At 71.2% G+C, this 25,084-nt stretch carries 22 protein-coding genes; 7 read left to right on the forward strand and 15 right to left on the reverse strand.

The features are described from left to right. Window positions 1-16 precede the first annotated feature (16 nt). The 4 genes from AC5WRT_RS24225 to AC5WRT_RS24240 all read right to left on the reverse strand — a co-directional run bounded on the left by AC5WRT_RS24225 (window position 17) and on the right by AC5WRT_RS24240 (window position 7,525). Window positions 17-1,825: an ABC transporter substrate-binding protein gene (locus tag AC5WRT_RS24225; protein WP_496095873.1), complete on the reverse strand. Its 1,809-nt coding sequence runs from the start codon at window positions 1,823-1,825 to the stop codon at window positions 17-19. A gap of 57 nt (window positions 1,826-1,882) precedes the next feature. Further along, window positions 1,883-2,917 carry an ABC transporter permease gene (locus AC5WRT_RS24230; protein ID WP_496095874.1) on the reverse strand — a complete coding sequence of 345 codons (1,035 nt, stop codon included), beginning with the start codon at window positions 2,915-2,917 and terminating at the stop codon, window positions 1,883-1,885. A 544-nt stretch (window positions 2,918-3,461) separates the two neighbouring features. Continuing rightward, entirely contained in the window at window positions 3,462-5,369 is a 1,908-nt protein-coding gene (gene typA / locus AC5WRT_RS24235; RefSeq protein WP_496095875.1) for a translational GTPase TypA, read from the reverse strand. A 152-nt stretch (window positions 5,370-5,521) separates the two neighbouring features. Beyond that, window positions 5,522-7,525 (reverse strand): ABC transporter family substrate-binding protein, encoded by a 2,004-nt coding sequence (locus AC5WRT_RS24240; RefSeq protein WP_496095876.1) that lies wholly within the window; start codon window positions 7,523-7,525, stop codon window positions 5,522-5,524. 315 nt (window positions 7,526-7,840) lie between these two features. On the opposite strand from AC5WRT_RS24240, the gene AC5WRT_RS24245 reads away from it, so the two are divergent. Genes AC5WRT_RS24245 through AC5WRT_RS24260 form a run of 4 tightly spaced genes read left to right on the forward strand, consistent with a single transcriptional unit; the run spans window position 7,841 to window position 11,698 of the window. Further along, window positions 7,841-8,131: an Rv0250c family protein gene (locus tag AC5WRT_RS24245; protein ID WP_496095877.1), complete on the forward strand. Its 291-nt coding sequence runs from the start codon at window positions 7,841-7,843 to the stop codon at window positions 8,129-8,131. Between the two features lie 22 nt (window positions 8,132-8,153). Continuing rightward, complete coding sequence (gene sdhC / locus AC5WRT_RS24250; protein WP_496095878.1) at window positions 8,154-8,975, forward strand: succinate dehydrogenase subunit SdhC; 822 nt, start codon at window positions 8,154-8,156, stop codon at window positions 8,973-8,975. 18 nt (window positions 8,976-8,993) lie between these two features. After that, window positions 8,994-10,931, forward strand: a complete 1,938-nt coding sequence (locus tag AC5WRT_RS24255) for a fumarate reductase/succinate dehydrogenase flavoprotein subunit (protein WP_496095879.1) — start codon at window positions 8,994-8,996, stop codon at window positions 10,929-10,931. Then, window positions 10,928-11,698 (forward strand): succinate dehydrogenase/fumarate reductase iron-sulfur subunit, encoded by a 771-nt coding sequence (locus AC5WRT_RS24260; RefSeq protein ID WP_496095880.1) that lies wholly within the window; start codon window positions 10,928-10,930, stop codon window positions 11,696-11,698. Before AC5WRT_RS24255 ends, AC5WRT_RS24260 begins: the two co-directional genes overlap by 4 nt. Here AC5WRT_RS24260 and AC5WRT_RS24265 read toward each other — a convergent pair. The 3 genes from AC5WRT_RS24265 to AC5WRT_RS24275 all read right to left on the reverse strand — a co-directional run bounded on the left by AC5WRT_RS24265 (window position 11,679) and on the right by AC5WRT_RS24275 (window position 13,720). Next, complete coding sequence (locus AC5WRT_RS24265) at window positions 11,679-11,984, reverse strand: hypothetical protein (protein ID WP_496095881.1); 306 nt, start codon at window positions 11,982-11,984, stop codon at window positions 11,679-11,681. The genes AC5WRT_RS24260 and AC5WRT_RS24265 overlap by 20 nt on opposite strands. A 5-nt stretch (window positions 11,985-11,989) precedes the next feature. Then, complete coding sequence (locus tag AC5WRT_RS24270) at window positions 11,990-12,145, reverse strand: hypothetical protein (RefSeq protein WP_496095882.1); 156 nt, start codon at window positions 12,143-12,145, stop codon at window positions 11,990-11,992. Window positions 12,146-12,505: 360 nt separating this feature from the next. Then, on the reverse strand, window positions 12,506-13,720 hold the full coding sequence (locus tag AC5WRT_RS24275) for a glycoside hydrolase family 18 protein (RefSeq protein WP_496095883.1): 1,215 nt from the start codon (window positions 13,718-13,720) through the stop codon (window positions 12,506-12,508). Between the two features lie 81 nt (window positions 13,721-13,801). On the opposite strand from AC5WRT_RS24275, the gene AC5WRT_RS24280 reads away from it, so the two are divergent. Then, window positions 13,802-15,361, forward strand: a complete 1,560-nt coding sequence (locus AC5WRT_RS24280; protein ID WP_496095884.1) for a hypothetical protein — start codon at window positions 13,802-13,804, stop codon at window positions 15,359-15,361. A 39-nt stretch (window positions 15,362-15,400) separates the two neighbouring features. Here AC5WRT_RS24280 and AC5WRT_RS24285 read toward each other — a convergent pair whose 3' ends face one another. From AC5WRT_RS24285 to AC5WRT_RS24315, 7 genes are all read right to left on the reverse strand, one after another. Then, entirely contained in the window at window positions 15,401-17,986 is a 2,586-nt protein-coding gene (locus tag AC5WRT_RS24285) for a SpoIIE family protein phosphatase (RefSeq protein ID WP_496095885.1), read from the reverse strand. Between the two features lie 272 nt (window positions 17,987-18,258). Continuing rightward, entirely contained in the window at window positions 18,259-18,666 is a 408-nt protein-coding gene (locus AC5WRT_RS24290) for an ATP-binding protein (protein ID WP_496095886.1), read from the reverse strand. A gap of 311 nt (window positions 18,667-18,977) precedes the next feature. Beyond that, entirely contained in the window at window positions 18,978-19,382 is a 405-nt protein-coding gene (locus tag AC5WRT_RS24295; RefSeq protein WP_496095929.1) for a (deoxy)nucleoside triphosphate pyrophosphohydrolase, read from the reverse strand. A gap of 57 nt (window positions 19,383-19,439) precedes the next feature. Further along, window positions 19,440-19,631: an SPOR domain-containing protein gene (locus tag AC5WRT_RS24300; protein WP_496095887.1), complete on the reverse strand. Its 192-nt coding sequence runs from the start codon at window positions 19,629-19,631 to the stop codon at window positions 19,440-19,442. 429 nt (window positions 19,632-20,060) lie between these two features. Then, complete coding sequence (locus AC5WRT_RS24305) at window positions 20,061-20,813, reverse strand: GntR family transcriptional regulator (RefSeq protein WP_496095888.1); 753 nt, start codon at window positions 20,811-20,813, stop codon at window positions 20,061-20,063. Window positions 20,814-21,226: 413 nt separating this feature from the next. Further along, complete coding sequence (locus AC5WRT_RS24310; RefSeq protein ID WP_496095889.1) at window positions 21,227-21,547, reverse strand: hypothetical protein; 321 nt, start codon at window positions 21,545-21,547, stop codon at window positions 21,227-21,229. After that, window positions 21,535-22,209, reverse strand: coding sequence for a DUF4190 domain-containing protein (locus AC5WRT_RS24315; protein ID WP_496095890.1), 675 nt, complete (start codon window positions 22,207-22,209; stop codon window positions 21,535-21,537). Before AC5WRT_RS24315 ends, AC5WRT_RS24310 begins: the two co-directional genes overlap by 13 nt. A gap of 110 nt (window positions 22,210-22,319) precedes the next feature. Between AC5WRT_RS24315 and AC5WRT_RS24320 the strand changes: the two genes are divergently transcribed. Then, complete coding sequence (locus tag AC5WRT_RS24320; RefSeq protein WP_496095891.1) at window positions 22,320-23,561, forward strand: serpin family protein; 1,242 nt, start codon at window positions 22,320-22,322, stop codon at window positions 23,559-23,561. Here the strand turns inward: AC5WRT_RS24320 and AC5WRT_RS24325 are convergent. Beyond that, window positions 23,527-23,964, reverse strand: a complete 438-nt coding sequence (locus tag AC5WRT_RS24325) for a MarR family winged helix-turn-helix transcriptional regulator (protein ID WP_496095930.1) — start codon at window positions 23,962-23,964, stop codon at window positions 23,527-23,529. The two genes, AC5WRT_RS24320 and AC5WRT_RS24325, sit on opposite strands and share 35 nt — an antisense overlap. A gap of 135 nt (window positions 23,965-24,099) precedes the next feature. Between AC5WRT_RS24325 and AC5WRT_RS24330 the strand changes: the two genes are divergently transcribed. Beyond that, on the forward strand, window positions 24,100-25,080 hold the full coding sequence (locus tag AC5WRT_RS24330) for an SMP-30/gluconolactonase/LRE family protein (RefSeq protein WP_496095892.1): 981 nt from the start codon (window positions 24,100-24,102) through the stop codon (window positions 25,078-25,080). Window positions 25,081-25,084 lie beyond the last annotated feature (4 nt).

Below are 25,084 nucleotides of genomic sequence, written 5' to 3' on the forward strand. Positions count from 1 at the left end.
TACCGGGAGAGGACGGTTACTTGATGAAGAGGCGGCGCGGGTCGACTCCGCCGATCACGTCGTCGTAGACGAGGCCGCCGACCTTGGAACCGGCGATCTGGGTCTGCTTGTAGTACGCGGTCGGGACGACGGCGACGGCGTCCTTGACGATGTACTGGTCGAGCTTCTCCCACTCGGCCGCGGCCTTGACCGGGTCGGTGATCGTGCTGATCCGGTCGATCTCGCTGTTGACCTTGGGGTCGTTGAGCTGCGGGTAGTTCTGCGCGCCGTCGGCGATGCCGCGGCCGTCGAACAGCGGCGGGATCACGGTCGAGGCGGACGGCCAGTCGGCGCCCCACGCGGTGTGGAAGATGTCGTAGTTGTTGTTCAGCTTGGAGACCTGGTCGTAGTAGGTCTCGGACGGGATCTCCTGGCGCTGGACGTTGAAGCCGGCCTTCTGCAGGCCCGCCGCCATGGCCGTCGAGTACTGCTGGCCCTCGGGGGTGTTGATGTAGCCGAAGGTCAGCTTCATGTTGAGCTTGCCGGCCTGCTTCAGCAGCGCCTTGGCCTTCGCCGGGTCACCGGCCGGGTTCTTCTTCTTGCCCCACGGGTCGAAGGAGGCGTCGTAGCCGCTGACGGTCGGGCTGATGATGCCGCCGGCGACCTCCATCGCGTCGGTGCCGCCGTAGGCACGCACGAACGGCGTGACCGGCAGGGCGTACGCGATGGCCTGGCGGACGCGGACGTCCTTCATCTCCGGCTTGCTCATGTTGATGTTCATCTGGCCGACGTACGGCTGGTAGCCGGAGACCGTACGGGACTTGAGCTTGGGGTCCCGGAGCACCTGGGACAGGTTGCCCGCGTCGACCTGGTTGCTGAAGCTGATGCCGGTCTGGTCGGGGCCGCTGTCCGCCAGCAGGGCCTTGGTGGAGGTCTCGAACTGCTGGTTGAACGTGAAGTTGAACTGGTCGACGTACTGGTGACGGATCGGGTCCGTCTTCGGGTCCCAGTTGGGGTTCTTGACCAGCACCATGGACTTGCCGGACTTGAACGACTGGACCTCGTACGGGCCGGTCGCCAGCGGCGTCTTGTCGTACTTCTCCTTGGTGTCGCCCTTGGCGGACACGACGGAGTAGCCCGCCATGGCGAGCGTGTACGGCAGGTCCGGGTGCGGCTTGGCGAAGTGGAAGATGATCGTCTTGTCGTCGGGCGTCTCGAGGACGCTGTTCGGCAAGTGCTTGCCCTTGTAGGGGCCGTCCGGGAGCAGCTTGCGGTAGTTGGCACCCGAGGCGTTGGCCAGCCACTGCTGGAGGTAGGTCGGGCCCTGGGTGATGAAGGGCGCGAAGAGCCGCTCGATGGACTGGCGGACGTCCTTGGACGTGATCGGGCTGCCGTCCTGGAACTTGATGCCGTCCTTGAGCGTGTACTTCCAGGTCTTGCCACCATCGGTGGTAGTGCCGGAGTCGGTGGCGAGGTCGCCGACGACCTCGTGCTGCTTGCCGTCGTTGCTGGTGGCCTTGTAGCCGGTGAGGCCTCTGTGGATCAGCTGGGCGAGCGCCATCTGGTCGGAGACGTAGATCTGCCCCGGGTCGAGGTGCGCGAAGCTGTCCCGCTGCAGCACCTCCATGGTGCCGCCGCTCTTGGCGCCCGGCACGTCGGCCGCGGGGCCCTGGGAGTCGGTGGCATTGCCGAACTTGATGGCCGCCTGCTGCGCCTTGGCGTCCTGCTGGTCCTTCTTGTCGTTGGTACCGGTGTCGCTGCCGCCCTTGCTGCAACCGGTGAGCACGAGAGCCCCGGCGGCGAGCACGGAGAGCGCGCTGTAGACGTGGCGTCCGCCCCTACTCATCACGAAATTTCCCACCCATCCTTGAAACTGACGTTCCGTGTGGTTGACGTACTGCGGTCAGCGCGCGGTCTTGGGATCGAAGGCGTCCCTGACCGAGTCCCCGAGCAGGTTGAACGCGACGACGAAGATGATCATCGATACGCCGGGGAAGAACATGTAGGTGATGTCGTTCTGCATCACCAATTCGGTGGACGCCTTGGAGAACATCTGCCCCCAGTCCGGGGTCGGTTCGACGATGCCGACCCCCAGATAGGACAGACCGGCCTCGGCCGTCACGAAGTTGGGCAGCATGTACGTCGCCTGCACCAGCAGCGGGGTGACGATGTTCGGCAGGATCTCCCTGCGGATGATCCGCCACGGCGAGGCTCCGCTGACCTTGGCCGCCTCGATGAACTCCCGCTCCCGCAGGGCGAGCGCGGTTCCGCGAAGGATACGGGCGAGACCCATCCAGCCCAGGAACCACTGGACGAGGATCAGGGCCACCACGCGGACGTAGGTGGGCGTCTCGTCGCGGGGACTGACGAACAGCGACACCACGACCGGCATGCTCGCGATGAAGAACAGCTGCGCCGGGAAGGCGAGCAGGAAGTCGATGACGCGGCCGATGAAGTAGTCCGCCCTGCCGCCGAGATAGCCGGCGGCGACACCGAGCAGGATGCCGGTCACCACGACCGCGAGCGTGACGGCGACCGAGATCATCAACGAGGTGCGGATGCCGTAGATCAGCTTGGTGAAGACGTCGTAGCCGTTGCCGGGTTCGAGGCCGAACCAGAAATCACTGCTGATACCGCCGTTGGGCTGCACCGGAACGCCGGCGCTGTCGAAGAGTTCCGGGCGCTCGTCCGCGTACACCGTGTAGGGGTTCTTCCCGTACAGCTTGGCGATCAGCGGGGCGAGCAGTGCGATCAGGAAGAAGAAGCCCACGACGTAGGCCGAGATCACGCCCGTGCGGTCGCGCTTGAAACGCAGCCACATCAGCTGGCCGGGAGACCGGCCTTCGAGCTTGACGGCTTCGCCCTCCGCCTCCGGCCCTGGTTCGCCGTCGACGACGACCGAAGTCCCGCCGCCCTCAATGTCGATAGGACTTGTCACGGTTCGTCCGTTTCACAGGTATGAGTGTGAGTGGTGCCCGGGTATGCCGAGTACGCGCGAAACCACAGCCGGACGCGCGTAGTTCTACAACCGAGTCACACCACTGGAACCGACGAACCGACCCACCTGGTGCGTGTGACACCGCGCATGGGGGTTTCCTCCTCATGACTTCACGTGTTCACCAACTGGAGAGGGTTTCCGTCTTCCCTCCGACACCCCTGACGGAGGGCCAGACACCCCCTGGTGCTCGTGAGTCGGGCGCTGTCCCCACAGCGCGAGACCCATTGACCCGAGCGCTACGCGGCTAACTATCTGCCATGGGTCGACCACCGACCACCGCCCGTAGATCTCAATTCAGTCACAGCTCACGGCTAGACCTTCCAAAATCTGGACAAACTGTTCGACCGAAGAAGGCGCGAAACGGACTTGTTACTTGGCTATCGGTCAGGGATCTCCGCATGTCGGACATGCACACCTGGAAAACGGGTTGCAAAAAGCCCGGGCGCTCCCATGCTGGGGGCACCCGGGCTCTGTTGCCGGCGGATCAGCCGTGCTTGGCGCGGCTCGCGGCGCGCGCCCGCTCCCGCTGGTCGAGCACGACCTTGCGGATGCGAACGGCTTCCGGAGTCACCTCGACGCACTCGTCGTCACGGCAGAACTCCAGCGACTGCTCGAGCGACAGCTTGCGCGGGGGCACGATCGACTCGGCCACATCGGCCGTCGAGGACCGCATGTTGGTGAGCTTCTTCTCCTTGGTGATGTTGACGTCCATGTCGTCGGAGCGGGAGTTCTCGCCGACGATCATGCCCTCGTACACCTCGGTTCCCGGCTCCACGAAGAGCACGCCGCGCTCCTGAAGGTTCGTCATCGCGAACGCCGTGACGGAGCCGGAGCGGTCGGCGACCAGCGAGCCGTTGTTACGGGTCTGCAGCGGGCCGAACCAGGGCTCGTGGCCCTCGTGGATGGAGTGCGCGATACCGGTGCCGCGAGTCTGCGTCAGGAACTCGGTCCGGAAGCCGATCAGACCGCGCGAGGGCACCACGAACTCCATGCGCACCCAGCCGGAGCCGTGGTTGGACATGTTGTCCATGCGGCCCTTGCGGACGCCCATGAGCTGCGTGACCGCGCCCATGTGCTCCTCGGGCACGTCGATCGTCATGCGCTCGACCGGCTCGTAGACCTTGCCGTCGACCTCCTTGGTGACGACCTGCGGCTTGCCGACCGTCAGCTCGTAGCCCTCCCGGCGCATGGTCTCGACCAGGATGGCGAGCGCCAGCTCACCACGGCCCTGCACCTCCCAGGCGTCGGGGCGCTCGGTGTCCAGGACGCGGAGGCTGACGTTGCCGACAAGCTCGCGGTCCAGACGGTCCTTGACCTGGCGCGCGGTGACCTTGCGGTCCTTCACGGCCGCCTTCGCGTCGGCGCCCTTGCCGGTGCCGCCGCGGCCGACCAGCGGGGAGGTGTTCGTACCGATGACCATGGAGATCGCGGGTTCGTCCACCGTGATCAGTGGCAGCGGGATCGGGTTCTCGGTGTCGGCCAGTGTCTCGCCGATCATGATGTCCGGGATGCCGGCGACGGCACAGATGTCACCGGGGCCGGCCTTCTCCGCCGGCTTGCGGGTGAGCGCCTCGGTCATCATCAGCTCGGAGATCCGCACGTTCTGCACGGTGCCGTCCCGCTTGATCCAGGCGACCGTCTGGCCCTTGCGCAGCTCGCCCTGCTCGACGCGGAGCAGCGCGATACGGCCGAGGAAGTTGTCGGCGTCGAGGTTGGTGACGTGGGCCTGGAGCGGCGCGTCCTCCTCGTACGTCGGGGCCGGGATGTGCTCCAGGATCGTGGAGAAGAACGGCTCCAGGCTGGTGGAGTCGGCCGGGACCGTGCCGTTGTCCGGCTTGGTCAGCGAGGCGATGCCGTCGCGGCCGCAGGCGTAGACGATCGGGAACTCGATCTGCTCCTCGTCGGCGTCCAGGTCGAGGAAGAGGTCGTAGGTCTCGTTGACGACCTCGTCGATGCGCGCGTCCGGGCGGTCCGTCTTGTTGATGCACAGGATGACGGGGAGCCTGGCCTGCAGCGCCTTGCGCAGCACGAACCGGGTCTGCGGCAGCGGGCCCTCGGAGGCGTCCACCAGCAGCACGACGCCGTCGACCATCGACAGACCGCGCTCGACCTCGCCGCCGAAGTCGGCGTGGCCGGGGGTGTCGATGATGTTGATGGTGATCGGGTCCCCGCCGTCCTTCGGGTGGTACTTGACCGCCGTGTTCTTGGCGAGGATCGTGATGCCCTTCTCACGCTCCAGGTCGTTCGAGTCCATGACCCGGTCGTCGACCTGGTCGAGCTGGTGGGCGGCGAACGCGCCGGCCTGCTTCAGCATGCCGTCGACGATGGTGGTCTTGCCGTGGTCGACGTGGGCGACGATGGCGACGTTGCGGATGTCGTGGCGCGTGGCCATATTGCGGCGAACTCCCGGAGTGTGAGGAAAGCCTGCGCGTACGTGTGCGTTACGCGGGCCCTGCCGGGCTTGACACGCCACGGCCTCACCCCATGGTACGTGGCCCCGAGGGAGTCGGCTCCTCAGGGCCGTGTGACCACCGCCCCGAAAGGTCAGCCCGTGGGACTGGACGTGGACCCGGCCGCGCTCTTCGTGCCCTTCTTCAGGTAGCCCATGTCCTCGTAGACCGGCGTCTGGAATCCGAAGGCCCCGACATTGACCAGGTTCTTCCGCACCGCCACCAGCTGCGGCCGCTGGTACAGCGGGATGGAGCCGGCCGTCGCCCAGATCCTGGAGTCCGCCTTGCGGATCAGCGACACCGCCTCGCCCTCGTCCAGCGTCGTGGCGGCCTCGTCGAAGAGCTGGTCGACCTGGTCGGTGCCGACCCGGGTGTAGTTCTGCTCGACGTTCACCGACCCGTCCGCCTCCGGCATCGGCTTGGCGTACACCGGCCGGTCGTCCGTCGCGGGGAACGCGGAGGACGGCCAGGAGTACAGAGCGAGGTCGTAGTCGCCGGAGGCGACGTGGTCCTTGAAGAAGCTCGTGTCCGGCACCTTGGTGATCGTCGTCCGGATGCCGATCCGGTCCAGCATGACCGAGATCCGCGCGGCGACCGCGGCCAGGGTCTCGGAGCCGGGGCCCGAGGGGAGCACGAAGCGGAGCGTCAGCGGCTTGCCGTCCTTGGCGAGCGGCTGCGCGGCGACGACGGGCGCGGCCGTGCCCTGAGGGGCGTACGCCCCCTGCGCGCCGCCGCGCCGGCCCTCCTGCGCCAGATGCCGGTCGCCCTCGTTGCCGCGTCCCCCGCTCTTGTTGTCCCCGTCGCTCGTGGCGCCGCCGTTCTTGTCGCGGTTGTTCCCGTCGCTCTTGTCGCGCTCGGGGCCGGCCGCCTTGTCGCCCGTCTTCTGGCCGCCGGCCGAGTTCGGCTGCTTGAGCGGGCCGCCCGGCACCCAGCCGGCATCGGCGAGCAGCGCCTGCGCCTCCTTGGTGTCGTGGCCGCCGATCGCGCCGCTGTCGTCGGCGTACGCGGGCTGCCCCGACAGGGCGAGGTGGCTGCCGACCGGGACGGCGGGCAGCCCCAGCGGCGCGAGGACCAGCTTGGCCAGCTCCTTGCGGTCCAGGGCGCGGGCGACGGCCCTGCGGACGCGTTCGTCGGCGAGGGGGCCCCGGGAGCCGTTCAGAGCGAGCTGGGTGTAGGCGGGCTCCAGGGACCTGCGGACCTGCACCGGGTTCGTGGTACTGCGGGCGGCGAGGCCGATCCGCTGGGCATCACGGGGTTCGACGTCGGCGATGTCGACGCTGCCGTCGGCGAGCGCGGCGGCCCGCTTGTCGCGGGGTACGGCGTGCAGCACGATGTGGGCCAGCTTGGCCCGCCTGCCCCACCAGCGCGGGTTACGGGTGAGGACGACGTCCTTCTTGGCGGTGTCGACGTTCTCCACCGTGAACGGGCCGGCGGTGATCGGCAGCTTGCGGCGGGCGCCGTCGTTGAAGGCGCTGGGGCTGCCCATGACCTCTTTCGGGTACAGCGGGGAGAACAGCGACTTCCAGTCTGCGTAGGGGCGCGAGAAGGTGACCCGGACCTGGGAGTCGCCGGAGCCGCGCTCGATCTTCTCGATACGGTCGTAGCCGGCGTTCCGAGCCGTCCAGAAGGCGCTGTTCTTGCCGGACAGGGCGCGCCACTGGGCCACGAAGTCGGCCGCGCCGATCTTTCGGCCGTCGCTCCACACGGCCTGCTGGTTCAGCTTGTACAGCACGACCTGGCGCGGCTCGGTCTCGATGACCTTGGCCGACTCCAGGTAGGCGGGGTTGGGCACCGGCCGACCGTCGGCGTCCAGCCGGAACATCGACGGCAGGACCGCCTGCGCGACCCGGGTCGTGCCGGCGTCCGCGTCCGCCTGGAACGTGTTCAGGGTCTCGGGAAGGGTGTCGACGGCCCACTTCACAGTGCCGCCGTCGGCGACCCGGTCGCGGGCGACCGGAGCGATGTCCTGCCCGGCCAGGGGCTTGCTGACCTTCTCGTCGGAGCCGCACCCGGCGAGGAACGGAACCGCGAGCGCGCCCGCGGTCAGGAAGGCGACCGATCGCCTCACGGCGCGCGGTCCGACTCCGTCGTGGGACATCTCTGCTACCTCCGGGAAGCCGCGGGCTTTATGCTCACATTTGTCGGAATATGGAGCTGATCACCTTTGGCGGTATATGGAGCTGATCAGATCTATGCGGCCCACTGAAGAGGAAAGGATCCGGCCGGCGCGGGAGACACGGCGACGACGGGCGGCAGCCTCACCCGTATGGCGCAACGCCACCGGTGATGCATCCGTTCGCCTCCGCCAATCGCTGCACACGCCTTCACACCGGCAGGTGTGAGGCGCAACACTCCAAGGCGCATGAACGTTGCCGCTCGGGGCCAGCCGGACCCGCGGAAGTGAGGGCAAGCCATGTCCGTGCACGACGACATCACCTCGGTCCAGCGCTCTCTCGACGACCTGTACCGGTCACTGGGGCGCCTGGAACACCAGCTCGGCAGCGGCGGCCTGGAGATGCGCCGGGTCCGGCTGGACGCCGACCATCTGCGGGAGAGCGTGGCACTGCTGCGCGAGGCGGCCGCCGCGCCGGAGGCGCCACGCCGCCCCGACCTCGTCACCATCTCCGACGCGCCCTACGACCTCAGCCTGTGGACGGACACGGACGACGAGGGTCTGGGCGCCCGCGACCGCCACGCCCCCTGATCCCCGAAGACCGGAGCCTGTCTTGGCCACTGGTACGGAACCCCAACAGAACAGCGGCGGCGTACGGACCGGAACGCGCGCCGCGATCACCGCCCCGCATCTGCGGACCGACCGCTGGTGGCTGGCGCCCGCCGTCACCGCGGCCGGTCTGCTGGCCTTCGTCGTCTACTCGACCTGGCGGGCCTTCGCAGACGCGCACTACTACTCGGCACCGTACGTCTCGCCGTTCTACTCGCCGTGCCTGGCGCAGAACTGCAAGAGCATGCCCGCGGGCCCGAACGCCGATCTCTTCGGCAGCTGGTGGGCGATCTCCCCGGCGATCATCATCCTGATCTTCCCGCTGGGCTTCCGCCTCACCTGCTACTACTACCGCAAGGCGTACTACCGCAGCTTCTGGGCGTCCCCGCCCGCCTGCGCGGTGGCCGAGCCGCACCGCACGTACACCGGCGAGACGCGCTTCCCGCTGATCCTGCAGAACGTCCACCGGTACTTCTTCTACGCGGCGATCCTGGTCGCGGGCGTCCTGACGTACGACACGGTGCTGTCCTTCCGCGACACGCACGAGAACTGGGGCCACATGGGCCTCGGCACCGTCGTCTTCCTGGTCAACATCACGTTGATCTGGGCCTACACCATCTCCTGCCACTCCTGCCGGCACATCGTCGGCGGCAAGCTCAAGCACTTCTCCAAACATCCCGTGCGCTACAAGGCATGGCAGTTCGTCGGCCGGCTCAACGCGCGCCACATGCAGCTGGCCTGGGCGTCGCTGCTGAGCGTGGCGCTCGCCGACTTCTACGTCTATCTCGTCGCGTCCGGGGTCTTCGCCGACCCGCGCTTCTTCTAGAAACAGGTGAGCCGTCAGATGTCCGTGGTGGACCGGCAGGAGTGGGACGTCGTCGTGGTCGGTGCGGGCGGCGCCGGGCTGCGGGCCGCGATCGAGGCGCGCGAGCGGGGCGCCCGTACGGCGGTGATCTGCAAGTCCCTGTTCGGCAAGGCGCACACCGTGATGGCCGAGGGCGGCATCGCCGCGGCCATGGCCAACGCCAACGAGCACGACAACTGGCAGGTGCACTTCCGCGACACCATGCGCGGCGGCAAGTTCCTCAACCAGTGGCGGATGGCCGAGCTGCACGCCAAGGAGGCCCCGGACCGCGTGTGGGAGCTGGAGACCTGGGGCGCGCTGTTCGACCGTACGAAGGACGGCCGGATCTCCCAGCGCAACTTCGGCGGCCACGAGTACCCGCGCCTCGCCCACGTCGGCGACCGTACGGGTCTGGAGTTGATCCGCACCCTGCAGCAGAAGATCGTCGCCCTGCAGCAGGAGGACTTCAAGGAGACCGGCGACCACGAGTCCCGGCTGAAGGTCTTCCAGGAGTGCACCGTCACCCGGGTCCTCAAGGACGGGGAGCGCGTCTCGGGCGTCTTCGCCTACGAGCGCGAGACCGGCCGCTTCTTCGTCCTGGAGGCCCCCGCGGTCGTCGTCGCCACGGGCGGCATCGGCAAGTCCTTCAAGGTCACCTCGAACTCCTGGGAGTACACCGGCGACGGCCACGCGCTGGCGCTGCTCGCGGGCGCGCCGCTGCTGAACATGGAGTTCGTGCAGTTCCATCCGACCGGCATGGTCTGGCCGCCGTCGGTGAAGGGCATCCTCGTCACCGAGTCGGTGCGCGGCGACGGCGGTGTCCTCAGGAATTCCGAGGGCAAGCGGTTCATGTTCGACTACGTCCCGGACGTCTTCAAGGAGAAGTACGCCGAGTCGGAGGAGGAGGCCGACCGGTGGTACGACGACCCGGACCACAACCGGCGCCCACCGGAGCTGCTCCCCCGCGACGAGGTGGCCCGCGCCATCAACTCGGAGGTGAAGGCGGGCCGGGGCTCCCCGCACGGCGGGGTGTTCCTCGACGTGTCCACCCGGATGCCGGCCGAGGTGATCCGGCGCCGGCTGCCGTCCATGTACCACCAGTTCAAGGAGCTGGCGGACGTCGACATCACGGCGGAGGCGATGGAGGTCGGGCCGACCTGTCACTACGTGATGGGCGGCATCGCGGTCGGCTCCGACACGGCGGCGGCGCGCGGGGTGCCCGGTCTGTTCGCGGCCGGTGAGGTGGCGGGCGGGATGCACGGATCCAACCGGCTCGGCGGCAACTCGCTCTCCGACCTGCTGGTCTTCGGCCGCCGGGCGGGCTGGCACGCGGCGGAGTACGCGCAGGGGCTGGCCCACCGGCGCCCCCCGGTGGACGACGCCCAGGTCAACACGGCGGCGGCGGAGGCCCTGCGGCCCTTCTCCGCCGAGGCGGACCGGGAGGGCGAGGCGGGGCCGCCGGAGAACCCGTACACCCTGCACCAGGAGCTCCAGCAGACCATGAACGACCTGGTCGGCATCATCCGCCGCGAGGGCGAGATGGAGCAGGCCCTGCACAAGCTCGCCGAACTGCGGGCACGGGCCCGTCGGGCCGGGGTGGAGGGCCACCGTCAGTTCAACCCCGGCTGGCACCTGGCCCTGGACCTCAGGAACATGCTGCTGGTCAGCGAGTGCGTGGCCCGCGCCGCCCTGGAACGCACCGAGTCGCGCGGCGGCCACACCCGCGAGGACCACCCGACCATGGACCGCGTCTGGCGCAACGTGAACCTGCTGTGCACCCTCGCCGACCCGACCGGCGGCCTCGCGGCGACCGATCCCGCGCGCGGCCAGATCCGCCTCACCCGTGAGACCACCGACCCCATCCGCCCGGACCTGCTCGCCCTCTTCGAGAAGGAGGAGCTGGTCAAGTACCTCGCCGAAGAGGAGCTGTACGAGTGACCAGCTACGAGGCCCGCTTCAAGGTGTGGCGGGGCGATGTCGAGGGCGGCGGCCTGGAGGACTTCACCGTCGAGGTCAACGACGGCGAGGTGGTCCTGGACATCATCCACCGCCTCCAGGCCACCCAGGTGCCCGACCTGGCCGTGCGCTGGAACTGCAAGGCCGGCAAGTGCGGCTCGTGCTCGGCGGAGATCAACGGCCGGCCCCGGCTGATGTGCATGACCCGCATGTCGGTCTTCGACCGGGCGGAGACGATCACGGTCACCCCGCTGCGCGCGTTCCCCGTGGTCCGCGACCTGGTGACCGATGTCGGCTTCAACTACGAGAAGGCCAGGCAGGTTCCGGCCTTCGTGCCGCCGCCCGGTCTCGGTCCGGGCGAGTACCGGATGATGCAGGAGGACGTGGAGCGCTCGCAGGAGTTCCGCAAGTGCATCGAGTGCTTCCTGTGCCAGGACGTCTGCCATGTCGTGCGCGACCACGAGCAGAACAAGCCGGCGTACGCGGGCCCGCGCTTCCTGATGCGGATCGCCGAGCTGGACATGCACCCGCTGGACGCGGCCGCCGGGACCGGCCTGGACCGCAAGCGCACGGCCCAGGACGACCACGGCCTCGGCTACTGCAACATCACCAAGTGCTGCACCGAGGTCTGCCCCGAAGGCATCAAGATCACGGACAACGCCCTGATCCCGCTGAAGGAGCGCGTGGCCGACCGCAAGTACGACCCGCTGGTGTGGCTGGGCTCGAAGATCAGGAGGAGGTCTTCGTAGGAACAGGACGGCCGGGCCGCCGGGCCAGCACCTGCAGGCCCAGCCCGGCCATGAAGACGATCCAGCCGAGCCAGGGCACGGGGCCGTACTCCTCGGAGAGCGGGCCCAGGTAGAGGTACACCGCCCCGCCGACAGCTCCCAGCAGGCTGCCTGAACCCCACAGCCGCGGGCGCAGTACCCGGCTGCGGCCCCAGGGCAGGACCCAGCCGGTGACGAGGCTCACGATCCCGGACAGTCCGAGCAGGCCGAAGGCGATGGCGCCCGCCACCGCCAGGAACATGCGCATGACGGTCAGCGTGTCACCAGGTCCAGCGCCTGCACCAGGTTGTGTTCGGCGACGTCGCGCATGGATTTCGCAAAGGGAAAGTCGCCGTCGGCGAGTCCCGCCGCTCGCGGGTCCCGGCGCAGGGCCTGCTGAAGGCTGCCGCCGGGCAGGTCCTCGACCACGGCGGCGGACAGGGCGCGGTCGACGTGGAGCAGGCGGGGTGTGCGGACACCGACGGCCGCCAGGCGCTCGCGGGAGGCGGTGAACAGATCGAGTCCGCAGGCGTGCGAGAAAGGTCCTGGGGGTCGGCCTCCGGCTGGTCCCAGTAGTCCTCGTCCGGCGACCAGACGTAGGCGATCGCGGTGCCGCCGTCGTCCAGGTGGAGCTGGTGGACACCCTTCTTGGAGCCGCCGCGCAGCCGAGTGACTGCCGTGAGGGTGCGGTGGCGCCCGAGGGCGGCGCGGGTGAGCGGGGCGAGGCCGGCGACGGTCCGGTGCTGCCGTGTTCGGGTCACCGCGCCGAGTGTTCCGCAGCGGCTCCCGTCAGCGGACCCATTTTCCCTCGTACGCCCGCCAGTCCGCCTCCGTGGCGGCGAAGTCCACGTACAGGGCCACGCCGAACCGGGCCCGGCCCTTGTCGGTGCGGGACAGGCCGAGCCGGACGCCGCGTACGGCGGCCGGGACGGTCTCGGCATGGGCCCAGTGGCCGAAGCGGTTCTCGTGGTAGAAGGGCAGGCCCATGAGCAGGTCGGTGGATTCGGGGGTGACCTCCAGCGCCAGCGAGGTCTGCTGGGCGACATAGCCGCCGTACAGACTCTGCGTCGGCTGCATGGTGTCGTACGACATCACCGCGATCTGGTCGACCCGCCGCGCGACCTGCCCGAAGTACTCCTGCGACCACCACTTGGGGTGCCCGGTGAGGGTGCCCCAGAAGGAGTGGAACGCCGGGAGCGGATCGATCTGGTGGGCGGCGACGGAGAGCAGGGCGTGGTGGCCGCGGGTGACGCGGCGCAGGGCGTCGAGAAGCGCGAGGTAGTTCCGGTCGCCGGAGTGCAGCGGCTCCAGATCGAAGTGGGCGCCCTCGAAACCGGCGTCCAGGACGCGGCGGGTGGACTCCACCACGGCGGCGCGGGTCGCGGGGCGCTCCAGGTGCATGGCGTACGGCTTCTCGGGGGCGACCTCGTCACCGAGCCAGGCCTGCACGCGCAGCCACGGCGCTCGACGGCGCAGGGTCCTTGTGAGCCAACCGGCCCTGGGATACGCCGACTCGGGCAGCGTGCCGTCGTGTTCGAGCGGGCCCGCGTGGACGTACAGGTCACGGATGCCGGTGTGCCGCAGACGGTGGACGAGGGCGGTGACGTCGGCGTCGGTCTTCCGGCCGTCGATCCAGGCGTGCCCGACCCAGACGGCGTCGCGGCCGCGGGTGTGCGCGCCGCGGTCGGGGGTGCCGCCGTAGTTGAGACGCAGGGCGGTCTCCGCGGCGAGAAGGGGCAGCAGCAGAAGGGCGAGGGCGGCGAGGGCACAGCGCCGGACACGTCGGCGGACCTTCCTCTTCCGGCCTGCGGCGGTCGCGTCGGAGACGGGGGCGGGGGCGGGCCGCGGGACCTGCTCGTCGGCGCCGGGGACGGCCTCGCCGCCGGGTGCGGACGGATCCCGCTCGGTGTCGTGGCCGGGGACGGCCCGCGGCTCCCGCTCGGTGCCGGCGCCGCCGGCGCCCTCTGCCCCCGTCTCTTCCCGCAGGCCGGTGCGGTCGTCCATTTTCTGCCCCCTTCTTCCCTTGTCCCCCGCCCGTATCCGTCCCGCTCGCGAAGCCGCCCACCTGCCCATACGCTCCGAAATGTGACGTCCTCCCTGATCCGGGGCCGGCCCCGGCGCGCCAAGGCGCACATACGGGTGCGGGTGGCGCATGCCGTGCTGGGTGTCGTGGCCGGGGTCGGGTGGCTGGTGTTGCCGGTGATGACGGCGGGCTCGCAAGATCCGGTTCCCGCGCCGCCCGCCGGGACCGCCGCGGACGCCGCCGCGCAGCGGGGCGGAACGTCGACCGCCGACTACGCGCTGCCCCTGATCGCGGCGGTCACCGCCGTGTCCCTGGCCGGGTACGGCTATCTGCGCCGCACCCGCCGCGCCCGCACCCGCACGACCCCCGGCACCGTTTCCCTCGCCCCGCCCACGCCCTCCCCCGCCGACGCCGAGCGGCAGGCCCGCGCCGCGCTGGTGCTGGCCGACGACTGCGTCCGCACCAGCCGGGAGGAACTGTCCTTCGTGCGAGCGCGGTTCGCGGAGCCGGACACCGAGCCCTTCGCGCACGCCCTGCGGGCCGCCGGGACCGAGCTGGCGGCGGCGTGCGCGATCTGGCGGCGGTACGAGCAGGGGGCGCCGGAGGACGCCGTGGCCCGGCGGCAGGTGCTGGTCGGCGTGGTCGGCCGGTGCGCGGAGGCGGGCCGCCTGCTGGACGCGGCGGCCCCCGCGCTGGACGGCCTGCGGGAGTTGGAGGGGCGGGGGCTGGCCGGGGCGCTGGAGACGGCCGAGGAACGGTTCCGGGAGCTGGCCGGGCGGACGGTGACCGCGGAGGACACCCTCGGCTCCCTGCGCGACCGCTGCACGCCCTCGTCCGCCGAGCCCGTCACCGGATATCTGGAACAGGCCAAGGACCGGCTGGTGTTCGCCACCACGCGGCTCAACGAGACCCGTCAGGCGGCCGACACGGGCGACGGCGGGCGGGCCGCCGGACAGTTGCGGGCCGCCGAGGGCGCGGTGGCGCAGGCCGACGTCCTGGTGACCGGTGCCGAGCGGCTCGCGGCACGGCTGCGGGAGGCGGCGGCGCTGGTGCCGGCCGCGCTGACCGGTGCGGAGGCGGAGATCGCGGTGGCCCGGAAAGGGGCGGTGCAGAGCCCCCTGACCAGCGGCGAGCTGCCCGCCCGGCTGGCCCACGCGGACGCCGTGGCGGCCTCCGTGCGCCGGGAGCTGACGGCGGGCCCGTACGACCCGCTGGACGCCCTGCGCCGGATCGCGCGGGCGGTGGAGCGGCTGGACACGGGCCACGCCGGCGCCCCGGCGGCGGGCGTGCTCCTCGTCGCGCGCGGCTCACTCGCCGCCGCGGAGGACTTCCTCACGGTGCACCGGGGCGTGGTCGGCCCGGAGGCCCGGGTCCGCCTGGCGGAGGCGGCACGGGAACTCGGCGCGGGCCACGCCGACCGGGCCGACACCCTGGCCCGTGAGGCCCGCGACCTGGCCGAGCGCGACGTACGGGCCCACGGCAACCCCCGCACGAGCGCCGACGGCGACTCCCCCGGCCTGGCCGCCGCGATCGTGGGCGGTGTCCTGCTGGCGGACCAGCCGGACGGCGGCCCACCGGCGAGCTTCGGAGGGCCAAAGACGAGGGGCCGCCGCGGCCTCTAGTCGATCACGTAGGGCCGGGAGACCCGGCGTGCCCGCCGGTCAGAACAGGCTCAGCAGGGCCTCCGCCGGGTCGGTCAGGCCGGTCTCTCCGCCGGGCAGTGGCAGCTCGAACCACACCGTCTTGCCCCGCGGGGTCCGCCGGGATCCCCAGGCCGCGCTGAGCAGCCCGACCAGCTGCAGCCCCCGGCCGCCCTCGTCGGTGTCCCGGGCGCGCCGCCGGCGAGGTTGCACCAGCCCGCTGTCCCACACCTCGCACACCAGCGTGCGGTCCAGCAGCAGCCGTAGCCGAATCTCCCCCTCGCCGTACCGCAGCGCGTTGGTCACCAGCTCGCTGACCAGCAGCTCCGTGGTGTCGACCAGCGGTTCCAGATCCCAGCTCAGCAACTGCCGCCGGGCGTGCTCGCGCGCCCGCCCCACGCTCCGCGGCTCGCGCGGCAGCGTCCAGTCCCCCACGGAGTCGGCGGGCAGCCCCTGCACCCGCGCCATGAGCAGCGCGATGTCGTCCTCGCCGTGGTGGGTGTCGAGGGTGTTGAGGACGTGGTCGCAGACGTCCTCCAACGGGCGGGACGGGTCCGTGAGCGCGCCGACGAACGCCTGCAGACCCTCGTCCAGCGGATGGTCGCGGGATTCGACCAGACCGTCCGTGTAGAGCGCCAGCAGCGCCCCCTCCGGCAGCTCGACCTCGACCTCCTCGAAGGGCTCGCCGCCCACCCCGAGCGGCATGCCGGGCGGCACGTCCAGCATGAGGGCCGGTTCACCGGGCTCGACCAGCACCGGCGGCAGATGGCCGGCGTTGGCGAACGTACAGCGTCTGGTCACGGAGTCGTAGACGGCGTACACGCAGGTCGCCAGGTAGACCTCGGAGAGGTCGGCGTCCCTCGGCTGCCGGGCCGTGCGCGTCGCCTGCTGCACACCGCCCGGTGTGCCCAGCCCCCGCGCGATCTCGTCCAGCGCGGAGAGCACTTCTGCCGGTTCGAGATCCAGTAGCGCCAACGTCCTGACGGCCGTGCGCAGTTCACCCATGGCGACGGCGGCGCGCAGGCCGCGCCCCATCACGTCACCCACGACCAACGCCGTACGGTGGCCCGGCAGTTCGATGACGTCGAACCAGTCACCGCCCACCTCCGTGGCGGCGTTGCCGGGCAGGTAGCGGCAGGCGATGTCCAGCCCGGAGGCCTCGGGGTCGCCCGGCGGCAGCAGCGAGCGCTGCAGTATCAGCGCCCGTTCGTGCTCCCGGCGATACAGGCGCGCGTTGTCGATGCAGACGGCGGCGCGCGCGGCCAGCTCCACCGCCAGGTCCCGGTCCCGGTCGCCGAACGGCTCGCTGCCCTTGGTGCGGGCGAACTGGGCGAGACCGACGACGGTGTCGTGGGCGACCATCGGCACGGCCAGCGTGGACTGCACCAGCCCGCCCTCCTCGGGCGGCACGGCCTGCGGTCTGGCGGTGCGCAGGGCGTCCGCGCAGGGCGAGTTGAAGGGGAAGTGGTGGACAGCGCCGACCGCGACGGGTTCCCCGGAGCCGCTGAACGGCGCGTCCGACACGGCACTCGCGAAGGCGACCCGGCGTAGTTCGGCGCTGCCGTCGGCGAGGCCGGGCGGGGTCTCGTCGCCGGTGAGCAGGCCCTGGTAGAGGTCGACGGTGGCGAGGTCGCAGAACCCGGGGACGACGACGTCGAGGAGTTCCCGGGCCGTGGTCTCCAGGTCGAGGGAGTTCCCTATGCGGGCGCCGGCCTCGTTGAGCAGGGCGAGGTTGCGGCGGGCGGCGGCGGCCTCGCGGGCGGCGGCCCGGCGGGAGGTGATGTCGGTACCGAGCCAGGCGATGCCGATGGGCCGGCCGCTGCCGCTGCGGACACGGTAGAGGTTGACGGACCAGTGCCGGCGTTCCTCGGAGCCGGGGACGTACCCGGTGACATGCATGTCGGTGATGGACTGGCCGGTCTCCAGGACCCGGCGCAGCGTGGCCGCGACCCGCTCGGCCTCACCGCGCGGCAGATAGTCGTGAACTCCCTTGCCCCGGTGGTCGTCGGGGTTTCCGCCGAAGATGGAGGCGAACCGCTCGTTGGCCCGGCGCACCCTCAGATCCGTGTCGATGAGCAGGAATCCGAACGGCGACTGACCGAAAATGGCCTGCGAGGCGGCGAGGTCCGTCTCGATGCGGCGCAGGGTGCGGACGTCCACGACGATGCACACGGCGGCGTTGTCGCCCTCGGCGGTGCGGGTGGGCATGACGTAGACCTCGGCCAGGCCCTCCTCGCCGCGGGCGCCGTCCCCCTTGTCCGGCATACGGAAGGGCACGACTCCGGTCCACTCCCGTCCGTCGAGGATTTCGGCCATCTTGCGCTGGCCGCGCTCGCGCAGGTCGGGATCGACGAAGGCCTCTATCGGGTCCATGCCGACGGCGCGTGCGGCCGGGATGCCGAAGAGCTGCTCGGCGCGCAGGCTCCACTGGTCGACCAGCCCGCCGGGAGAGATGGAGAAGGACGCGACCCTGATGTAGTCGTACATCGAACCGGGCGGACTGCTCTGCCACATGGCGTCGCCGGGTACGGCCGCCTCGGCGGCCAGGTGCGTAGCGCCGTCCGACGGGTCCTCGGACTCCGTGGCCTTCGCTGGTATCTCGCTCACGCGAACCGTCCCCTCCAGCTCACCGCGCCCGGTACCGGTCACCGAAAGGCGGCTGCCCGCAGTATCCAGCACTACGGCGCCGCACGACACGGTGTTCACGATCACAGCTCGGTCCAGATGTTTTTCGGACCGCTCCGTGACAACACTCCCACTCTTCTAACCAAGGAAGAGGCCGTCGAATCACACCCCCCGGACCGGGCCGCGCGCCCGGAGCGCACGCCGGCCCTGCCGCCGTCAGCCGTACACCCCCGTGCTCCCCGGGTGCCTCCGGCTCACCCCGGCACCGCCAGTTCGAACCAGACGGTCTTTCCGCTCGCGCCCGGCCGGGTGCCCCAGCGGCGCGAGGAACCGGCGACCAGTTGCAGCCCGCGCCCGCTCTCGTCCTCGGCGCGGGCGACCCGCTCGCGCGGCGGATCGGGCAGCGGATCGGAGACCTCCACCAGCAGTGCGTCGCCGATCCGCACGGGCCGTACGAGGCGTACGCCGATGGGACCGGTGGCGTGCCGCAGCGAGTTGGTGACCAGCTCACTGACCAGCAACGCGGCGAGGTCGGCGAGGCAGTCGAGGTCCCAGCCGTGCAACTGGCCACGGACTGCGGCCCGGGCGGCACGCACGGCGCCCGGTTCCGCGGAAAACGTCCACTCGGCGCAGTCGCCATCGGTGTCGATCACGCCGATCACTTCCCAGGCCAGCGAGCCCCACCCATGTCCGATTTCATGGGGTTAATGGGCACATACCCGATATCCCTGCGGCAGTACCGCGCGGGCGGGCGCACAGTGGCACGAACGGCGTACGGAGCGCCTGGGGTGGGACCGGGCGCACAAGAACTCGGGAGTGCCGGTCTTCGTGCGGCCGCGGGTTCGCGGTGGCCGGCCGCTCTTCCCGGTTCCCGGCTTCGCCCGAACACGGGAAGCCCCGTCGCGGCGGGGCCGCATCTCGGCACAGCCCCGCGCCCCCTGCAGGGGCTACGCCCCGCTCCCCGTGCGGGTTTTCACCCGTCGCCCCATCGACGGGCCACCGCCTCGACCGCCGGGACGTCCTGGTCGAGCCAGTCGACCTCCCAGAGCCGGTCCGGGGTCAGCCAGCGCAGTTCGTCATGGTCCTGGAGGGGCTTCGGCGCGGGCGAGCCGGGACGCAGGCGGGAGGTCCACACCCGCAGGACATAGGGCGCCCGCAGCGGCCACTCGCCGGGCACGCGCTCGACCGGCTCGGCGTCGACGCCGAGTTCCTCGCGCAGTTCGCGCACGAGCGCGTTCTCGGGGCGCTCGCCCGGCTCGACCTTGCCGCCGGGCAGTTCCCAGCGTCCGGCCAGATCGGCGGGTGCGCTGCGGCGGGCGGTGAGCAGCCGGCCGCCGTCGAACAGGGCGGCTCCCACCACCACGATCCGGTCCGTCATCGGTGTGCCGGGTGTCATGGGCGTCATGGGGCGGAGCCTACGGGAGGGCGCGCGTGGTCAGTTGCGGGCGCCGTCGCCATTCTGGCCGATGCGCTCGACCCAGTAGATCTGCTTGTGTCCCCGGTCGTCGAGACTGTCGGCGATCTTCTGAGCCTCGGCACGGGTCGCGTACCGGCCGACGCGGTAGCGGTTGCCGTTGTCGTCCTGCCGTATCACGATCCAGGGCAGGGAGACCGTCCCCTCACCCATGGTCCCCACCACCCGAGTCGCTCCCTCTCGCACCGCCCCACCCGCTTCCTCGAGCCTCGCCTAAGGAAACCGCAATACGCATATGCCCGAGCGTACGCCCAACCTTTACGCAGCGAACACGGCTTTTCACAAAGAGGTATGCAACCAGCCAGAACGCAGGGGGCGCACAAAAATGAACGCGCCGTCGTGAGCGCTGCGGCCGCCATTCGGAGGCGTATCGGTGTGACCGCTGGTCACCTGGGAAAACGGCTGAATCACACCGGCTGTTCCGACTCGGGCGAGACCCCTGCGACCGGCCCGGTCACCCGTGGGACGTACGAGGGTGTGCGCTACCTCACTCAGGGGGCGCGCACCTGACCGGCGGACGGGCTGGGCGGGACCGGCGGCGCGCGGAAGCGTCACGCGCCGTGGGCGGCCGCCCCCCACCGCTCATCTGACCGGCAGGTGATAAGCCACCCGGTACCGATCCGCCGGGATCACCACCTCCGCCGTCTCCACCGGGCGGCCGGAGGCGTAGTACGTGCGGTGGACGACCAGGACCACATGGCCGGGGACACCGCCGAGGAGGTGCAGTTCCTCGGCGAGGCCGGGGCGGGCGCCGACCTCCTCGGTGACGTTGTCGACGACGACGTCGATGGCGCGCATGCGCTCGACCACACCCATGCCGCCGAGCGGCCCCTCCTCGGGCAGCATCACCGGGGTGCGGCCGGTCACGGCGAGCGGCTCCCACGAGGTGGAGAGCATCATCGGCTCGCCGGCCTCCCGGAACAGGTACTTGGTGCGCATGACCCGGTCGCCGGCCCGGATGCCGAGCCGCTCGGCGACGGCGGCGCCGGCCTCGGCCTGCTCGCTGCTGGACTCCCAGGTACCGCGCACCGAGGCGTCGGCCTGCTCCTGCCGGAAGGGCGTGGCCCCGCCGGACGGACGGTAGCCGGAGCGGGACACCCGGCGGGGCACCGGCCTCTCGCGCACGTACGTCCCCGAGCCGGAGCGGCCCTCGACCAGGCCCTCGGCCATCAGCACCTTGCGGGCCTCCAGCGCGACCGTGTCCGAGACGCCGTACTCCTCGCGGATGCGGGCCTGCGAGGGCAGGCGCGTGTGGGGCGGCAGCAAACCGTTGACGATCTTCTTGCGGAGATCACCCGCGACACGCAGGTACGCCGGCTGCTCACCGAAAGTCACTGGCCGCTCCCATCAGGTTGTACAGACAGCAACAGACTGGCAACCGTGGGTTGTGCCGTGCAAGCGAAGGCCAGAGAATCACTCGATGTGATGACATCAGGCGGGGCAGGCATCACCCAGGCGCTTTCCCGGCAGTTGCACCTCGACGTCTTCCCCCTCCAGCACTTCTGTAGACGTCCTGCCCCGGATCCATGCATGCGCTCGGGCGGGCGCGCTCACACCCGGACGCTCGTGTCGGCACCGCCCCGGGGCGGGACCGTGGCCAGGCCCAGAGCCTTGCGCACGGTGACCCCACGGCCCGGCTCGATCAGGCCGAGGGCGGTCGTAGTGGTCGTGGAAGGCGTCCGCGTCCTCGGCCTCCGCCACCGTCGCCCACTCCGCCCGCGCCCTGTCGAGATCGGCGGCCAGGTCGGTCACCTGCCGCCGGGCGCGGACCGGCCAGTCGTGCGCCCGCAGCATCCGGGCCTGTTCGCCCGGGGCGGCCGGGACCCGGCCCGCCCACTGCTTGTGGCCGGACAGGTCGTCGCCCACGTCCTCCGCGTCGGGGCGCTGTCCAGCGCGGAGTTGAGGACGTGCACCGCCTTCGGACAGGCCACCTGGTCGGCGTCGAGGACCGTCTCGTCGTTGCGCAGCGAGCCGGTCGGCTTGCCGCCCTCCTCGGTGCTGCCGAACACACAGGTGACCTCGCGGTCCCCGGCGTCCCAACCGTCCTCGGTCGGGGTCAGGCAGTACACGACGCGTCGTCCGGCACCGCCCGGCCGTCCGTCGCGCAGCCGTCCCGCTGGCTCCGGCAGCGGTCGCCCGCGATGCCGGTGACCTTCTCCTCGCCGGGGTATCCGCGGCCGGTGAGCCGGAAGGCCGCGAACACCTCGCCGTCGTGTGCGCCGGCGCAGGGCACCTTGTCGACGCCGTAGGTCTCACCGCTCAGCGCGCCGCCGGGCGTGTTGAAGCACCCGCCCTTGACCAGCGAGATGCTCGCGCGGTCGCGTGCGCCCTCCTTGAACCCCTGCCAGAACTGCGACGCGGCTCCGGTCGCGAAGAACAACACCCACAGCACCAGTCCCACGCCGGACAGCACCGCGCCGCAGACGGCCGCACCGGTCCCGCGCTCGCCGCGCCGGCGGATCTGCCGCAGCGCAAGCAGCCCGAGCACCAGCCCCACCCCCGGCAGACAGCACAGGACGCCGAGCACGAGGGAGGCGATCGCGAGCCCGTTGACGGGCGCCGGCCGGTTGAAGGGGCTGTAGCCCTGCGCCCACGGCTGATACGGCGGCATCCCCGGCGCGCCGGGCTGCCCGGCGTACGGCGGCGGACCGTACGGCCCCTGCGGGTACGACGGAGGTGGCTGATACGGCCCTTGTGGCTGGTGGGGGCCGGGAGGCGGGGGTATGGACACCGGGTACCGTGCTCCTGGATCGGGCGGCGGCAGCACGGACCGGTGAACGGCCGGTGACCGGGCTGACGTACGACTGGGCGCATGGTAGGCGGGGCACGAACGGGGGCGGAATGAGGGTGGACACCCTGACCGGGGGCCGGGCGGGCGACACGGTCGTCCGGGCGGCGAACGGACTGACGAAGCGCTGGGCGACGACCACGCCCGCCGGCACGGTCTTCTCGGCGGCAGGAGTCTGGCCCCTGCTGGCCTTCCTGGCCGACGGTGCGGCGGGCGCGGCGCGGGCGGAGTTGTCCGAGGCGGTGGGGGTGCCTGCCGGGCAGGCGGCCGGGTCCGCGCGGGAGTTGATGGGGGCGCTGGCGAGGGTGTCCGGGCTGGACGTGGCGCTCGGGCTGTGGACGCACCTGGGGCTCGGTCTGCGCGAGGAGTGGCGCGCCGGACTGCCGGCCGCAACGCACGGGGTGTTCGGGGACGACCTCGTCAGCGCGCAGGAGCGGCTGGACGCCTGGGCGGCCGAGCGGACCGGCGGGCTGGTCGAGCGCATGCCGGTGACGCTGACCCGGGACGCGCGGATGGTGCTGGCCAGTGCCCTCGCGCTGCGCACGACCTGGCGGCAGCCGTTCACCGAGCTGTCGCTCAGGCCGGCCGGCGGCCCGTGGCAGGGGCGTGCGCTGCGCGGGCTGCACCGGCGCGGCCCGCGCCCCGACCGGGTGGGTGTGGCGGGGACGCCGGACGGTTTCGTCACGGCCCTGACGGTGCCGGGCGACAACGGCGTCGACGTCCATCTGGTGCTGGGCGAGGAGCACATGACGCCGGGCCAGGTGCTGGGCGCCGGGGTGGGGATCGTGGAGCGGTCGCTGCCGGTCACCGGGGGCGGCTCGCTGCCGTACGGGCACGTGGGGCCGGGCCTGCACGTCGAGCGGGAGCCGGCCGTGGAGCCGCAGCCGCTGACGCTGGACGTGCGGACGGTGGCGTACGAGGTGCGCGCCGACCACGATCTGCTGGCCCTGGCGGGACTGTTCGGCCTGTCGGCGGCCACGGACACCGGCCACGGCCACTTCCCCGGCATCGGCGACCAACCTCTCGCCGTGGGCCGGGCCCGCCAGTCGGCGGTGGCGCAGTTCGGCCCGCTGGGCTTCCGGGCGGCGGCGGTGACGGCGGTCGCGGAGACGTACGGCAGTGCCCCGCCCCGGTACCGCTACGAGACCACGGTCGTGCGCGCCGCCTTCGACCGCCCCTTCGGCTTCCTCGCCGTCGACCGCGAGTCGCGACTGGTGCTGCTGGCGGGCTGGGTGACGGATCCGGCGCCGGAGTCCGTTGTCAGTTTCCCGGGCGCCGTTCCTCCAGGACTCTGACGCAGCGGGCGAGCAGCCCGGTCAGGGCGTCGCGCTCCGCATCGGTGAACTCCGCGGCGAGGGCCCGTTCGACGCGTACGGCGGCCGCGTCGGCCTCCGCCAGGACGGCGCATCCCTCGTCCGTGAGCCGGGTCTCCAGGACGTTCCTGTGCCACTCGTGCGGGCTGCGGGCGATCAGATCGCGGTCCTGGAGGTTCTTCAGGACCGTGTTCATGGTCGGCGGGGTCACCCCGCACAGCCGGGCCAGGGCTGCCGCGGAGATGCCCGGGTTGTCGGAGAGGTGGAGCAGCGCGGCGTACTGGGCGACGGTCAGGCCTGCGGGCTTGAGGACCGCTGTCTTGGTGGCGTTGAGGGCCTGCTCGGCCCGCTTGAGATGGGAGCCGAGGCGCTCGGACGCGGGCATGGAGGTCACCGGCCCAGATTAATACCTGGACGATGATGAGGACTCTGATGATGATTAACATACTGGCGAGCATTAGAGGTCTAATATAGCTTGGCCTTCGTCCTTGAGTGAGCAGCAGAACCGAGAGGCACCGTCGTGTCCCGTTCGATCCACCGCCGTACCTTCCTGACCGGCGCCACGGCCGCCGCCGTGGCCCTCGCCGCGCCCACGGCGCGCGCCGCCGCCGCGCGGCCCCGCATCTCGACCGCCTTCACCCTCCCCGACGACCGGGCCTATCCCGAGGGCATCGCCCTCGACCGGCGCACGGGCGACGCGTACGTCGGCTCCTTCACGACCGGCGCGATCTACCGCGCCGCCGCCGGCAGCCGCACCGCCGAGCTCTTCCTGCCCGCCGGCGCGGACGGCCGTACGACGGCCAACGGACTGAAGGCCGACCGGGCGGGCCGCCTGTGGGTCATCGACCACACCGCCGGAATCGACGTCTACGACCTGCGCGACCGCCGCCTGCTGGCCCGCTTCGAGGCACCGGAGAGCGACCAGCACTTCCTCAACGACCTCGTGATCACCGCGGACGGTACGGCGTACGCCACCGACAGCGTGCGCCCGTTGATCTACCGGATCACTCCGGCCGAGGTGGCCCGCGCCGGCCGCGCACCCCTGGTCGCACACTTCGACCTGAGCGGGGCCGTACCGCCGCAGGGGCCGACCGCCTACGCCCTCAACGGCATCGCCGCCGACCCCACCGGACGCCTGCTCCTCGTCGTCGACATGACCGGCGGCGGCCTGTACCGGGTCGACGTGACCGACGGCTCCGTACGTCGGGTCACGCTGTACGGCGGCGACCTGGTGAACGGCGACGGCCTGGAGCTGTCCCACAGCACGCTGTGGGCCGCCCACAACAGGAGCAACACCCTGACCCGCTGGCACCTCTCCCCCGACGGCACCGAGGCCCGTCTCACCCGCAGCCTGACCGACACCGCCCTCCAGATCCCCACCACCCTGGCCCACACCCCCCACGGCCTCCTCGTCGTCCGCTCCCAGTTCGACGAGGGCGGTCCGATGGGGCCCGGGACGCCGACACCGCCGTTCACGGTGGCGCGGGTGACGGGGATGTGAGCCG

This window comes from Streptomyces sp. NTD91 (assembly GCF_059510455.1).

Bases quoted from the DNA above. Each gene is read 5' to 3' on its own strand.
- AC5WRT_RS24225 (WP_496095873.1), bottom strand. From the start codon at position 1,825: ATGAGTAGGGGCGGACGCCACGTCTACAGCGCGCTCTCCGTGCTCGCC.
- typA (WP_496095875.1), bottom strand. From the start codon at position 5,369: ATGGCCACGCGCCACGACATCCGCAACGTCGCCATCGTCGCCCACGTC.
- AC5WRT_RS24240 (WP_496095876.1), bottom strand. From the start codon at position 7,525: ATGTCCCACGACGGAGTCGGACCGCGCGCCGTGAGGCGATCGGTCGCC.
- AC5WRT_RS24245 (WP_496095877.1), top strand. From the start codon at position 7,841: ATGTCCGTGCACGACGACATCACCTCGGTCCAGCGCTCTCTCGACGAC.
- AC5WRT_RS24255 (WP_496095879.1), top strand. From the start codon at position 8,994: ATGTCCGTGGTGGACCGGCAGGAGTGGGACGTCGTCGTGGTCGGTGCG.
- AC5WRT_RS24265 (WP_496095881.1), bottom strand. From the start codon at position 11,984: ATGCGCATGTTCCTGGCGGTGGCGGGCGCCATCGCCTTCGGCCTGCTC.
- AC5WRT_RS24275 (WP_496095883.1), bottom strand. From the start codon at position 13,720: ATGGACGACCGCACCGGCCTGCGGGAAGAGACGGGGGCAGAGGGCGCC.
- AC5WRT_RS24295 (WP_496095929.1), bottom strand. From the start codon at position 19,382: ATGACGGACCGGATCGTGGTGGTGGGAGCCGCCCTGTTCGACGGCGGC.
- AC5WRT_RS24300 (WP_496095887.1), bottom strand. From the start codon at position 19,631: ATGGGTGAGGGGACGGTCTCCCTGCCCTGGATCGTGATACGGCAGGAC.
- AC5WRT_RS24320 (WP_496095891.1), top strand. From the start codon at position 22,320: ATGAGGGTGGACACCCTGACCGGGGGCCGGGCGGGCGACACGGTCGTC.
- AC5WRT_RS24325 (WP_496095930.1), bottom strand. From the start codon at position 23,964: ATGCCCGCGTCCGAGCGCCTCGGCTCCCATCTCAAGCGGGCCGAGCAG.